Here is a 13,117-nt window from a genome sequence, read left to right as displayed (position 1 = left end):
GAACGCGTTCCAATGTAGGAGCTGCCGAAGGCTGCGATCTTTTTCTATCAGGCGATGGACATCTCGCCTTCACCCGCCAACTTGCGGTTCAACTGATGCCGCCACCGCACATACATCAGCGCCGAGGTAAACACCGCCAAACTTGCTGCCATCTCCAGCAGACCGAAAATCTGCCGGTTCGGGTCATAAGCGGCCAATGCGCCCTTAATGAAGTACAAATTCACCACGAAGCACATCCACGAATGTCCACGCGGGCTGCCGGTGATCATGCCGGGCGCCAACAACAGCAACGGCACCAGCTCGATCAGCAAAATCACCCATGGCCGTGCACCGTGCAGATCGGCGACCATCAGGTAATAAACGCACAGCAGCCCCACCAAACCGAAGAAGCACAGCAGGCTGACGGCGCGCATCGCCTTGACGCGCGGTTCGAGCCATTCGAGGGCGGGAAGAACTTTCGGCTTCTTGGCCACCCTCAGCCCTCCAGCTTTTGTGCGGTCTTGGCCAAGCGCATACCAAGGGCGCGGCACAGCGCCACTTCATGGGCATCCAGGCCGCTTTTGCCATCGGCGCCGGCATGATGACTGGCGCCATAGGGTGTGCCACCACCCTGGGTTTCCAACAAGGCCGATTCGCTGTACGGCAAACCTGTAATCAACATGCCGTGGTGCAGCAACGGCAGCATCATCGACAGCAGGGTGGTTTCCTGGCCGCCGTGCAGGCTGGCCGTGGAGGTGAACACGCCGGCGGGTTTGCCCACCAACGCGCCAGTCAGCCACAGGTTGCTGGTGCCGTCGAGGAAGTACTTGAGCGGTGCCGCCATGTTGCCGAAGCGGGTCGGACTGCCCAGCGCCAGTCCTGCGCAGTTTTTCAGGTCATCAAGGCTGGCGTAGAGGGCGCCTTCAACCGGAATATCCGGCGAAACGGCTTCGCATTCGGTGGAAATCGCCGGTACCGTGCGCAACCGGGCTTCAAGGCCGGCTTGTTCGACTCCGCGGGCAATTTGCCGGGCCATTTCATTGGTCGAGCCGCTGCGGCTGTAATACAACACCAGAATGTAAGGTGCGCTCACGGCAGCAGCTCCAGGATCTGCTCCGGTGGACGGCCGATGACGGCTTTGTCACCCGCTTCCAGAATCGGTCGTTCCATGAGTTTCGGGTGGGCTGCGATGGCGGCGATCAATTGCGCTTCGCTGAGGCTGCTGTCCGCGAGGTTGAGGGTTTTGTACTCGTCTTCGCCGGTGCGCAGCAGTTCCCGGGCGGTGATGCCGAGTTTGCCCAGCAGACTCTGGATTTGCGCAGCGTCCAGCGGGGTTTCCAGGTAGCGGACCACGGTCGGTGTCAGGCCACGGGCCTCGAGGAGTTCGAGCGCACCGCGGGATTTCGAGCAGCGCGGGTTGTGATAAAGCGTCAGATCGGTCATGAGCGGGTCGCATCTTGCGTAAGGTGACGGCTATTCTAACTGTGCAGCGCGTAATCCTGAACCTTGGGAGGCGATGGGTCGCAGGCGCATTCAATTTTTCACAAGGAACACGACATGACAAGGCGACTGGCAGCGGCATTGACAATCATTGGAACGTTGATGCTGGGGGGCTGCGGTAACGACTACGGTGTTGACCAGAACGGGCAAAAGGTCGCCGCCGAGCGCCTGGACAATAAATGGCTGGTGCTCAACTACTGGGCCGAATGGTGCGGACCTTGCCGTACTGAAATCCCGGAATTGAACGCCTTGGCCGAGCAGCTCAAGGACAAGAAAGTCGGTGTGTTCGGGGTCAACTTCGACAATGTGCAGGGTGAAGAGCTGAAAAGTGCCAGCGAGAAACTCGGGATCAAATTCACCGTGCTGGCGCAGGATCCTTCCGAGGTGTTCGAACTTCCACGCAGTGAAGCCTTGCCGGTGACCTACATCATCGATAACACGGGCAAGGTGCGCGAACAGTTGGTGGGCGAGCAGACAGCGGCGGGGGTGATGGCGAAGCTTGAGGCGTTGCAGGCTAAGAATTGAGCCGTAGATAAGAGCAAAGATCGCAGCCTTCGGCAGCTCCTACATGAGAATGCAATCATTCTGTAGGAGCTGCCGAAGGCTGCGATCTTTTTCAGGAATCAACCTTCCTCAAGCCACCAGCGCAGCGGCTTGCCTTCAGCCGGCCAGAAGCGCATCTGCTCGACGGATGACACGTCCCAGCGCTGCACGTTTTCCAGTGCCTGGAGGAAGCGTTTTTCCTGTTCCATCAGTGCCGGGGCGCAGAGTTTGCGGGTGCTGCCGATCTTGCCGAAACTGAGCTTGTTGCCTTCCAGCGTGTACGGAGCGAACCAGTGGTTGCAGCCGCCGTTACCGTAGGCGCGACCATCCTCACCCAGCGTGATGGTCAGGTGGCTGTAGTCCATCAATGGACGTTCACCAATCCACTCCAGGATGTAGCTGCGGTTCTGTTGCAATTGCACCGGATCGGCGGCGCAGCCCATCAGGCTTGCACCGACCATCGTGGTCAGAGCGAGGCGTTTCATCACGCAGGCTCCTGGCATTTCGGGCACAGGTGTTTTTCACCAACGGTGGTCCAGCCCAGCTCGGCAATACGCGCGTTGGCGGCCGGCTTTTCGGCCTTGTTGCCCAGTTTGGCGTCGACCGCGAACTCGAAGCTCAACTCTTTGGCGCAGCTGTCGCAGTTCACTTGCCAGGTGTGGATCGCCAGTTCGCCGAACACCGGGCCACTGGCGACCGCGACCCATTGGCCGGGCGGATTGATCAGGTGGCGAACCGTTTCGACGGTCAGGCGCATGGACAAGTCCTTGGCACCTTTGAGGGTCACTACCAACACGTCATTATTGCGAATCGAGCCGCCGTTACCGGTGACTTGATAGCGCCCCGGCACCAGTGCGCGGCATTCAGTGAGGGTGTGTTGCGGGTTCATCAGGCTGTAGCGGAAATCGTGTTCGACCATGGGTCCTCCAAATATGCGCGATATGCTAGCACGGGCATACACGCAGCATGGCGCGGGCACATGACCTTCGATCAGGTTCAGTCACCCAGGACCTGGTTTTGCGGTGTGCCGGCCTCCCACGCCGCAATGTTGTGCAAGGTGGTCGCGGCAATGGCGCCCAGGGCTTCGCGGGTCAGGAACGCCTGATGTGCGGTGATGATGACGTTAGGGAACGTCAGCAATCGCGCCAGGACATCGTCCTGCAACGGAAGGTCGGAACGATCTTCAAAGAACAGCTGCGCTTCCTCTTCATAGACGTCCAGCCCCAGATAACCCAGCTGCCCGCTCTTCAAGGCATCAATCAGCGCCGGGGTGTCCACCAGGCCGCCGCGACCGGTATTGATCAACATTGCGCCTGGCTGCATGTGTGCCAATGATTGGCGGTTGATCAAATGCCTGCTGTGTTCGTTGAGCGGGCAATGCAGGCTGATGATCTGCGATTCGTCCAGCAGTTGCGGCAGGCTCAAATAGCGGGCGCCCAGCGCCTCCACCTGTGGATTGGGATAAGGGTCATAGGCCAGCAACTGGCAGCCGAAACCGTTCATGATTTTTGCGAACGCCGCGCCAATCTGCCCGGTGCCGACCACGCCGACGGTCTTGCCCACCAGATCGAAACCGGTCAAGCCGTGCAAGGTGAAGTCGCCTTCACGGGTGCGATTGTAGGCCCGGTGCAAGCGACGGTTGAGCGCCAGGATCAGCGCCACCGCATGTTCAGCCACCGCGTGGGGGGAGTAGGCCGGGACGCGCACGACTGCCAGCCCCAGACGTTTGGCCGCCGTCAGGTCGACATGGTTATAACCGGCCGAGCGCAGGGCAATCAGGCGTGTGCCACCCGCTGCCAGGCGTTCGAGGACCGGGGCACTCAGGTCATCGTTGATGAAGGCGCAGACCACTTCGTGGTGTTCTGCCAGCGCTGCTGTATCGAGGCTCAATCGTGCTGGTTGAAAGTGCAACTCGATGCCGGCCGGCAGGTCGGCAGCGAGAAAACTGTCGCGGTCGTAGGTCTGGCTGCTGAAAAGAATCGTGTGCATGCTGTCCTCTTGAACACTGATGTTCTCGCGCTTTGTTGGAGCTGGCGGAGGCTGTGATCGTTTGAAAAGATCGCAGCCTTCGGCAGCGCCAACATTATTAGCCCTTCAATCACCCGGCGCCTTGTGCTGAATCAAGCATTGATACGCGCCTGGGCGGCCAGACGATTGATTGCCCGGTCGAGCTCTTCGAGTGCGCCGAAGGCTTTTGGGTCCTGTTGCTTAAGCAGGGTTTCGCTACGCTGGCAGGCGGCGCGCAATTGCGGTACGCCGCAGTAACGGGTCGCGCCGTGCAGGCGGTGGACGCGTTCGATCAGGGCGTTGTGGTCACGGCTTTCCTGTGCCTGGCGAATCGCTTCGCGGTCGGCCTCCAGCGACGCCAGCAACATGGCCAGCATGTCCGCTGCCAGATCGGCCTTGCCGGCTGCCAGGCGCAGGCCTTCTTCGTGATCGAGCACTTGCAAGTCGTAAGTGCTCGCGTGACTGTCGCCGGGGCGCTCCGGGCTTTGGTTGCGCAGTGCCAGGCCACTCCACTTCAGCACCACTTGCGCCAGTTGCCGCTCGCTGATCGGTTTGGTCAGGTAATCGTCCATGCCGCTTTGTAACAAGGCGCGCTTTTCGTTGGCCATGGCGTGGGCCGTGAGCGCCACGATTGGCAGCGGTGTGCAATGCCGCTCACTTTCCCATTGGCGAATGGCTTCGGTGCTTTGGCGTCCGTCCATCCCCGGCATCTGCACGTCCATCAGCACCAGATCGAAGGTCTCGTGTTGCACCGCTTTGACCGCGGCGTAACCACTTTCCACCGCGAGCACTTTGGCGCCCATGTCTTCGAGCAGGGTTTGCACCAGTAGCAGGTTGGCAGGGTTGTCATCGACGCACAGGACTTTGGGCGCGCGACTGGAAACCGGCTCACCAGGCTCGGTGCGAATCTGGCGCGGGTTGACCAGATCGGACAGCGCCCGCCGCAATTTGCGGGTGCAAGCCGGTTTGGCCTGAAGTTGACTGTGAGGGTTGGGAACCGAGAGGTGGAACAGTGTCTGTTCCGTGGTCGGGCAAAGTACCAGCACTTTGCAGCCCAAGTGTTCGAGGTCCCAGATGTATTGATTGAGGCGTTCGGGTGGCATGTCGTTACTGGTGACACCCAGCACCGCCAGGTCGATGGCTCGCTCTGTTTGATGGGCGCCTGTAACACCATTGGTCAGGCTTTCCAGCGTATTGAAAGGGGTAACGGCGAGGCCGCAATCTTCCAGTTGATGCTGCAACGCCTGGCGGGCCAGTTCGTGGTTTTCCAACACGGCGACGTGGCGCCCGGACAGTGGCGGGCCGGGCAGGTCGTCGGTATCGTCGCGGGTTTTTGGCAGACTCAGGCTGATCCAGAACTCCGATCCTTCGCCCGGTGTGCTGTCGACGCCGATCTCGCCGCCCATCTGTTCGATCAACCGCTTGGAAATCACCAGCCCCAAACCTGTACCGCCCGGTTGCCGGGACAGCGAGTTGTCCGCCTGACTGAAGGCCTGGAACAACGCGCGTACGTCTTGGCTGGACAAGCCGATCCCGGTGTCCTGAATGCTGATGCGCAGTTGCACGCTGTCATCATATTCTTCTTCGAGCATGGCCCGAGCGACGATGGTGCCCTCGCGGGTGAACTTGATGGCGTTGCTGACCAGGTTGGTGAGGATCTGCTTGAGTCGCAACGGGTCGCCTACCAGCGACAGCGGCGTGTCGCGATAAACCAGGCTCACCAGTTCCAGTTGTTTGGCGTGGGCGGCGGGGGCGAGGATGGTCAGTGTGTCCTGCAACAGGTCTCGCAGGTTGAACGGGATATGGTCGAGCACCAGCTTGCCGGCCTCGATTTTCGAGAAGTCGAGAATTTCGTTGATGATGCCCAGCAGGCTGTCGGCGGATTTTTCGATAGTGCCCAGATAGTCGAGCTGACGCGGGGTCAGCTCGCTTTTTTGCAGTAGATGAGTGAAACCGAGAATACCGTTGAGTGGCGTGCGGATTTCATGGCTCATGTTGGCCAGGAACTCGGATTTGATCCGGCTCGCCTCTAGCGCCTCCTTGCGCGCCAGATCGAGTTCGATGTTCTGGATCTCGATGGTTTCCAGGTTCTGGCGTACGTCTTCGGTGGCCTGGTCGATGCTGTGCTGCAGTTCTTCCTGGGCGTTCTGCAGGGTGCCGGCCATGCGGTTGATGCCGGACGCCAATTCGTCCAGTTCCTGGCTGCCGAGGGGGGGCAGACGGGTCTCCAGATGGCCGTCCTTGAGTTGGGCCACGGCTTGCTTGATTTGAGTCAGCGGCCGGTTGATGGTGTGGCCCATGCGCAAGGCCAGCAACGCCGCGCCGCCAAGGCCGGCGGCAATCATCATCAGGCTGGCGAACAGACTGCGGTAACCGCGCAGCAGCATGCCGTTGTGCGACAGCTCCAGTTCGACCCAGCCCAGCAGGCGATCGGCTTCATCGGGAATTACGTCACCGGCCAGGTTGCGATGCTTGCCGAAAACCGGCTGCAGATAACGTGTTGCGTCGCTGCCACTGCGCCGCAACATCTGAGAGCCATCACCCAGTGGCGCCGGATTGAGCATGGTCGGCCCGGCGTGGGCGAGTGGCGTGCGATCCGGCGCGAGGAAGGTCACGGCGCGCACGTCCGGTTGCTCGAGGGACTGAGTGGCAATGCGTTCGAGCAGGTCGTTGTTCTTGTGGCCCATGGCCGGTGCCACCAGCGGTGCCAGTTGCTCGGCGATCATTTCACCGCGCTGCATGAGTTGGGTTTGCAAGTCCGATTGCTGCATCCAGGTAAAGTAGCCACCCAGGACCAACGCCATCAGGCTGGTGGGTAACAGCGTCAGCAACAGCACGCGGCCTTTGATTCCCAGTTTCTTGAGCACGCATCTCTCCTGCATCCAGCTATCGATAGGCCTGCACCAGTGTGCGGCACGCACCACTTGCGCAGTGTAGCGATTTGCAGGCGGGCAATCTTCGTAAATTGATGTCGTCGTTCGTCGGCCAATTCAGCCCTTTTGCAGGCTCGGGAATGCCTTGGGTTGCCTCTCACGGCGCAATCTTGAATAATTATCAACTGAGAATTATTTGCAGATACTCATGACTCCTATCGCCTCCGGCTATCCCCGCATCCTCGCCATCGAAGACGATCTCGTGCTCGGTGCCTATGTTCACGAGCATCTGGGCCGCAGCGGCTTTCAGGTGACCTGGTGCCAGAACGGCCAGGAAGGCCTCGATGCTGCCCGTGGGCAAACCTTCGATGTGGTGCTGATGGATATTCTGCTGCCAGGCCTGGACGGGTTGTCGGTGCTGACGCAACTGCGCCAGAGTCATTCCACGCCGGTACTGCTGATGTCGGCGCTCGGTGCCGAGGCTGATCGCATCAGCGGGTTTCGGCTGGGGGCTGATGATTATCTGCCCAAGCCCTTCAGCATGGTCGAGTTACGGGTACGCATCGAAGCGATCCTGCGCCGCGTCGCCCTTGATCGTCGGCCGACGCCGGTAGCGGTTATCCCTGCAACGGACAGTTTGCGTTTTGACGATGAACGCTTCGAGGTTTTTTATGGCGAGCAGGCGGCCGGGCTGACCCGCAGCGAGTATCGGCTGCTGGAAACCCTCAATCGCAACGATGATGAAGTGTTGAGCAAAGCCTTCCTTTATCAACATGTGCTGCAACGCGGTTACGCTGCCCATGACCGCAGCCTGGACATGCACATCAGTCAGATTCGTCGCAAGCTCAAGACCATCGGCTACACCGAGCGCGAAGTGCGCACGGTCTGGGGCAAGGGTTACATCCTGAGTGCCAGTGATGAAATGTAAATTGCCAGGGCGGCACTCGCTGTTCTGGAAACTCGCCTGCCTGCTGGTGGCATTCTGTCTGTTGATGATCTGGTTGAGCTGGTCCTGGGGGCGCTATATGGAGCAGCGCAACCAGTTCCTGTCAGATGAAGCTCGCGGCACCCTGACGCGCTATGCCGCCGAAGCCGAGCAGGCCTGGCAGCAGCGCCAGCATGAGGGTGTCGATAGCTGGTTGCAGAGCATGCAACTTCGGGAAAAGAGCTGGGTGGGTGTCATCGGTGGGGATTTGCAGTCCTTGAGCAACCACCCGCTGACGGACCAGGAAATCGAACGCCTGACCTTTCTGCGCGGCCTCGATTGGCCCATACACAAAAAAGGCCGGCCATGGATGCGCGTCCCATTCCCGGGTGATCCGTCCGCCGGCAGCCTTGTCATCGAACTGCCGTCACGTTTTGTGCCCGGACGCTATCGAGTGTTCTGGCGTGTGATCACCAACGGCGTGATCCCGGGCCTGTTTACCCTGCTGCTTTGTATCGGGCTGTACCGCTTGCTGGTCGTGCCGCTCAATCACCTGCGTGCACAAGCCAATGCCTGGCGCGCCGATCAGCTTAATGTGCGGTTGTCGTACCGAACCACCAACCGTTCCGATGAGTTGGGTGAGCTGGGCAGGGCGTTCGATCACATGTCCGAGCGCCTGCAAACGACAGTGGCGCTGCAACAACAGTTGTTACGCGACCTTTCCCATGAACTGCGCACACCACTGAGTCGCCTGCGCGTTGCGAGTGAAAGCGAGCAGGGGTTGGAAGCCTTGCGCGAGCGCATCGGCCGCGAGGTCGACGGCATGCAACGGCTGGTGGAGGACACGTTGCAGCTGGCCTGGCTCGACACTGAGCGCACCCGCTTGCCCTACGAAGCAATCCAGGTCCAGGCGTTGTGGGAAATGCTCACGGAAAACGCCTGTTTTGAAAGTGGCTGGCCTGCCGCTCAATTGCGTTGTGAGATAGATGCTGCTTGCTGGGTGCGCGGAAATCTCAACACCTTGGCCCAGGCACTGGAAAACATATTACGCAACGCTATTCGGCACTCTCCGGCTGGCGGTGTGGTAGTCCTTGGAGGAGGACGTGAGGGCGAGTTTTGGAACTTGTGGTTAGAAGATCAGGGTGGTGGCGTGCTGGAAGCTGATCTGGAACGGATTTTCCTGCCTTTTATCCGTCTGGATGGGTCGCGGCCGGGCAATGGCGGGTTTGGCCTGGGGCTGAGCATCGCCAGGAACGCGATACTTCGTCAGGGCGGAAAGCTTTGGGCGCAGAACACCGCAAGCGGGTTGCGGATGAACATGAGTTTGTTGGTTCATGCATCGCCGGGTTAACCGGTGATGTTAGAAATGTTTCTTTTGAGATAATTCGCAACATCTTCTCCGGGCGTTTGGTGAGTAAAGTTCTCAAGCTTTAAAGTTGGATGGCGATATCTAACTTGAGGATCAAAAAGCCATGGAGATGATTGATGAATGTTATTTTGCCCGCTATGTCGATGAAGGCAGATGCCTATGTCATCAAAAACCCTTTAGAGATAACCAATCAGTACACAAAAAAGAATGCTGAGGATGCTGTTGGAACGATAGGGCCGATTGCTGAGTCTTTGTTCGATGATTTGAAAAGCTCATTGCGGGGGTATGACTTTACATCGGTCAGTACGAAAGAGCTCACGAAGATCGGGGCAGAGCTTTACCACAATGATCTGATAGATTTATATATGTACGATTTTCTCTCCTTAGGTAACATGGCGTTTGATGAGCGTGGTCACAAAGCCGAAGTGGACGTTAAATTCAATGCTGTTGCGATGTTCAATCAACTACTTGAAGAAAGACAGGAAATCGGTGGGTCGGAATCTGCGTCTAGGTTTCATGAGATAACGAATTCTTTAGTGCGCGTGAATCACCTTCTTGGTGCGCTGTCTTTTTTTGCAAACACGAATCAAAATGGCCTGGAAATCGACATTGAGGCTTGAGTCGACCGGTGCACGCTGATGGAATGGCGTGCACCGGCTAACGCTTTATTTAGCGGCCATACCGTGTGGTGCCAGAATATCCTTTGATTACGTCGTGGTCGTTTTTAAGACGTATCCTGTAGCTACCAAACTCACCAAGTGTCGACACATTATTTTTATTGCCTCCGTCGATTTGAGTCCAATTAGAGCCGGTCAGTTTGTCAAGGTGGAGACTTGGGGGCGATCCAGCTCCTAAGGCCCTAATGCTAGAGGTGATATTCGCTTTTGAACAACCATTTGCTCCAGTAATGGTAAATGGACCCTGAACGATGATTTCCGAGTTTGCAGATATGACACCGCTGTAAGTATTTTGGATGTAAATGCATGCAGCAGATGCTTGGTCGGTCGAAAGTATCAGAGCGGCGAGGGGTAGTGCGAGTAACGTCTTCATTTGTTTTCTTCCCTGAGATTAAAGTATTTTCAAAGCACTTAATATGCGGGCTTCGCAAGCTAACTGGTGCGCTGCCCACATCCAATGTTCATTCAAGCGTCTTGTTTGACTGAACATTGCAAAAGATTATCTACTGTTTCTGTCGGGTGCCAGTTCATGCATGTCGTTGCAAGTTGCGGGAAATTTCCGATGAAGACGTTCTTTTTTCTTACAGAAAAATACTTTTACGGGCAGCGATTTGTTACCCCGACGTTTTCTGGAAGAGATCGAAAGCTCAGGGGTTTCTGAGCGGTGTGTGTCGCGACCTTCTCATTCAGCAGAAAATCCGATCCTTATTCCCATTAGCCATAAGCACCACACTTTGCGTGATATGGCCCGTGAACGTTTGCCGGTATGATAGTCGCCCCCGCAGTCTGGATTGCGAATACGCCATGACCTTGCAGTACCCAACCATCGCCGATTGCGTCGGCAACACTCCGCTGGTTCGTTTGCAGCGCCTGCCCGGCGCCACCAGCAACACCCTTTTGCTCAAGCTTGAAGGGAACAACCCGGCGGGTTCGGTCAAGGACCGCCCGGCACTGTCGATGATCACCCGCGCCGAGTTGCGTGGGCAGATCCACGTCGGCGATACGCTGATCGAGGCAACATCGGGTAACACCGGCATTGCGTTGGCCATGGCCGCTGCGATCAAGGGTTACAAGATGATCCTGATCATGCCGGACAATTCCAGCGCCGAACGCAAGGCCGCCATGACCGCTTATGGCGCCGAACTGATTCTGGTCAGCCAGGAAGAAGGCATGGAAGGCGCCCGCGACCTCGCCCAGCGTATGGAAGCAGAAGGCCGCGGCAAGGTGCTGGACCAGTTCGCCAATGGTGATAACCCAGAGGCGCACTACACCACCACCGGCCCGGAAATCTGGCGCCAGACCCAAGGCACCATCACCCATTTCGTCAGTTCCATGGGCACCACCGGCACGATCATGGGCGTTTCGCGCTACTTGAAAGAGCAGAGCGAAAGCGTCCAGATCATCGGTCTGCAACCGATGGAAGGCTCGGCGATTCCAGGCATCCGTCGCTGGCCACAGGAATACCTGCCAAAGATTTACCAGGCCGATCGCGTGGACCGGATCGTCGACATGGCGCAAAGCGAAGCTGAAGACGTGACCCGTCGGCTTGCTCGCGAAGAAGGCATTTTCTGTGGTGTCTCTTCCGGCGGTGCGGTGGCAGCAATGCTGCGTCTGTCCAGGGAAGTTGAAAACGCGGTAATTGTCGCGATCATTTGCGACCGTGGCGACCGTTACTTGTCGACCGGCATTTTCGACGCGCCCAACTGATGGCCAAACATGAAAGAGCCCTGCGCTTCCAGCCCACTGGTGGCAGTAAGGCACCGCAAGTCCCGACCGGCAAAAAGCAGCGCCTGACCATCGAGCGTCTGGCGAACGACGGTCGTGGCATCGCGTTCTTCGAAGGCCGTACCTGGTTCGTCATCGGCGCTTTGGCCGGTGAGGAAATTGAGGCGCGGGTACTCGGCGCCCATGGCAAGGTAGTCGAAGCACGCACCGAACGAGTATTCAAAGCCAGTGAACTGCGGCGCCCGGCACCGTGCGCCCATGCCGGCCGATGCGGCGGTTGCAGCGTGCAGCATCTGCCTCACAGCGAACAGCTTGCCCTGAAACAGCGCATGCTTGCCGAGCAATTGTTGAAGGTTGCCGGTGTCGAGCCTGAGCAATGGGCTGCGCCTTTGAGTGGCCCTGAGTTCGGCTACCGCCGTCGTGCGCGAGTTGCCGTGCGTTGGGACATGAAGGCAAAGAAACTGGAAGTCGGATTCCGCGCCGCCGGCAGTCAGGACATCGTGGGTATCAATGAATGTCCGGTGCTGGTACAGCCCTTGCAACCCATCATGACCCGTTTGCCGGAGATGCTCCGGCGCTTGAGCAAACCTCAGGCACTGGGCCATGTGGAGCTGTTCAGCGGCTCATCGCTGGCGCTTTTGCTGCGGCACATGGCGCCGTTGTCCGAGGCAGACCTGACAATCCTCAAGGATTTTTGCGCGTTCCACGAAGCGCAGTTGTGGCTGCATGGTGATGGTGAGCCACAACCGGTCGATGCAGACCAGTCACTGGGCTATCGTCTTGAACAGTGGGATTTGGATTTGGCCTATCGGCCGGGAGATTTCATCCAGGTCAACGCCGGGGTCAACGAAGCGATGGTTGCCCAGGCGCTGGACTGGTTGAAACCCAAGGCGGATGAGCGTGTGCTGGACTTGTTCTGTGGTCTGGGCAACTTTGCCTTGCCGCTTGCCAAGGCCACTCGAGAAGTGGTCGCGGTGGAAGGTGTGCAAGTCATGGTGGATCGCGCGGCGGCGAACGCTGCCAGCAATAATCTGCATAACGCGAAGTTTTTTCAGGCCGATTTATCCCAGCCTCTGACTGATGCCGAATGGGCGCGCGAAGGCTTTTGTGCGGTACTCTTGGACCCACCGCGAGACGGTGCTTTCGAGGTCGTGCGCAAGCTCAAGTCGCTGGGCGCCGAACGGTTGGTGTATGTGTCGTGCAACCCTGCGACTCTGGCACGCGACACAGTTGAATTGATCAAGCAGGGCTACCGGTTAAAACGTGCCGGGATTCTCGATATGTTTCCTCAAACGGCACATGTCGAGGCCATGGCGTTATTTGAAGCGAGCTAGGATGCTCGTCTGGTCCGACTGACCCGCCCGTGCAGCCGCGCACCAGCCCGACGTAGGTGCACGGGCAACGAAGGTCAGCGATTTGACGCATTGAATCTGCGTCGTAGGGAAGGTAAGCAAGATGGTACAGGTGAGAGCACACCAGCCGATCAACACCGACGGCAGTATCAATCTCGAGGCTTGGC

Annotated in this window: 14 protein-coding genes; 7 read left to right on the top strand and 7 right to left on the bottom strand. The window is 58.3% G+C overall.

Translation table 11 applies throughout. The features are described 5' to 3' along the window. Positions 1 to 47: 47 nt before the first annotated feature. The 3 genes from ACRESJ_RS17645 to arsC are packed head-to-tail and all read right to left on the bottom strand — an operon-like array spanning position 48 to position 1,422. On the bottom strand, positions 48 to 473 hold the full coding sequence (locus ACRESJ_RS17645; RefSeq protein ID WP_431759051.1) for a DUF2069 domain-containing protein: 426 nt from the start codon (positions 471 to 473) through the stop codon (positions 48 to 50). A 2-nt stretch (positions 474 to 475) separates the two neighbouring features. Further along, positions 476 to 1,072 (bottom strand): NAD(P)H:quinone oxidoreductase, encoded by a 597-nt coding sequence (wrbA, locus tag ACRESJ_RS17640; protein ID WP_431759050.1) that lies wholly within the window; start codon positions 1,070 to 1,072, stop codon positions 476 to 478. After that, on the bottom strand, positions 1,069 to 1,422 hold the full coding sequence (gene arsC / locus ACRESJ_RS17635; RefSeq protein WP_431759049.1) for an arsenate reductase (glutaredoxin): 354 nt from the start codon (positions 1,420 to 1,422) through the stop codon (positions 1,069 to 1,071). Before arsC ends, wrbA begins: the two co-directional genes overlap by 4 nt. A gap of 114 nt (positions 1,423 to 1,536) precedes the next feature. On the opposite strand from arsC, the gene ACRESJ_RS17630 reads away from it, so the two are divergent. Beyond that, positions 1,537 to 2,004, top strand: coding sequence for a TlpA disulfide reductase family protein (locus ACRESJ_RS17630; RefSeq protein WP_431759048.1), 468 nt, complete (start codon positions 1,537 to 1,539; stop codon positions 2,002 to 2,004). 98 nt (positions 2,005 to 2,102) lie between these two features. On the opposite strand, the gene ACRESJ_RS17625 is transcribed toward ACRESJ_RS17630, so the two are convergent. The 4 genes from ACRESJ_RS17625 to ACRESJ_RS17610 all read right to left on the bottom strand — a co-directional run bounded on the left by ACRESJ_RS17625 (position 2,103) and on the right by ACRESJ_RS17610 (position 6,896). Further along, positions 2,103 to 2,507 (bottom strand): META domain-containing protein, encoded by a 405-nt coding sequence (locus ACRESJ_RS17625; RefSeq protein ID WP_431759047.1) that lies wholly within the window; start codon positions 2,505 to 2,507, stop codon positions 2,103 to 2,105. Beyond that, complete coding sequence (locus ACRESJ_RS17620; protein WP_431759046.1) at positions 2,507 to 2,941, bottom strand: hypothetical protein; 435 nt, start codon at positions 2,939 to 2,941, stop codon at positions 2,507 to 2,509. Before ACRESJ_RS17620 ends, ACRESJ_RS17625 begins: the two co-directional genes overlap by 1 nt. 77 nt (positions 2,942 to 3,018) lie before the next feature. Further along, complete coding sequence (locus tag ACRESJ_RS17615; RefSeq protein WP_431759045.1) at positions 3,019 to 4,011, bottom strand: 2-hydroxyacid dehydrogenase; 993 nt, start codon at positions 4,009 to 4,011, stop codon at positions 3,019 to 3,021. A gap of 131 nt (positions 4,012 to 4,142) precedes the next feature. Then, positions 4,143 to 6,896 carry a response regulator gene (locus ACRESJ_RS17610; protein ID WP_431759044.1) on the bottom strand — a complete coding sequence of 918 codons (2,754 nt, stop codon included), beginning with the start codon at positions 6,894 to 6,896 and terminating at the stop codon, positions 4,143 to 4,145. Between the two features lie 214 nt (positions 6,897 to 7,110). Here ACRESJ_RS17610 and ACRESJ_RS17605 point away from each other — a divergent pair, with 214 nt between their 5' ends. The 6 genes from ACRESJ_RS17605 to ACRESJ_RS17580 form a co-directional block, all read left to right on the top strand. Continuing rightward, the gene (locus tag ACRESJ_RS17605) at positions 7,111 to 7,830 is read left to right on the top strand and encodes a response regulator transcription factor (RefSeq protein ID WP_431759043.1); all 720 of its coding nucleotides are present in this window, start codon (positions 7,111 to 7,113) and stop codon (positions 7,828 to 7,830) included. Beyond that, entirely contained in the window at positions 7,820 to 9,178 is a 1,359-nt protein-coding gene (locus ACRESJ_RS17600) for a histidine kinase sensor domain-containing protein (RefSeq protein ID WP_431759042.1), read from the top strand. Before ACRESJ_RS17605 ends, ACRESJ_RS17600 begins: the two co-directional genes overlap by 11 nt. A gap of 134 nt (positions 9,179 to 9,312) precedes the next feature. Further along, positions 9,313 to 9,816, top strand: coding sequence for a hypothetical protein (locus ACRESJ_RS17595; protein ID WP_431759041.1), 504 nt, complete (start codon positions 9,313 to 9,315; stop codon positions 9,814 to 9,816). Positions 9,817 to 10,677: 861 nt separating this feature from the next. Continuing rightward, positions 10,678 to 11,580 (top strand): cysteine synthase CysM, encoded by a 903-nt coding sequence (cysM, locus tag ACRESJ_RS17590; protein ID WP_431759040.1) that lies wholly within the window; start codon positions 10,678 to 10,680, stop codon positions 11,578 to 11,580. After that, entirely contained in the window at positions 11,580 to 12,932 is a 1,353-nt protein-coding gene (gene rlmD / locus ACRESJ_RS17585) for a 23S rRNA (uracil(1939)-C(5))-methyltransferase RlmD (protein ID WP_431759039.1), read from the top strand. The genes cysM and rlmD overlap by 1 nt, the downstream gene beginning before the upstream one ends. Positions 12,933 to 13,053: 121 nt before the next feature. After that, positions 13,054 to 13,117: hypothetical protein (locus tag ACRESJ_RS17580; RefSeq protein WP_431759052.1), on the top strand; the 64-nt coding region annotated here is incomplete at its 3' end.

It is taken from the genome of Pseudomonas sp. (assembly GCF_050739655.1).
Lineage (GTDB): Bacteria > Pseudomonadota > Gammaproteobacteria > Pseudomonadales > Pseudomonadaceae > Aquipseudomonas.
The sequence above is the reverse complement of the archived record's forward strand: the minus strand, read 5'-3'. Positions and strand labels throughout refer to the sequence as shown.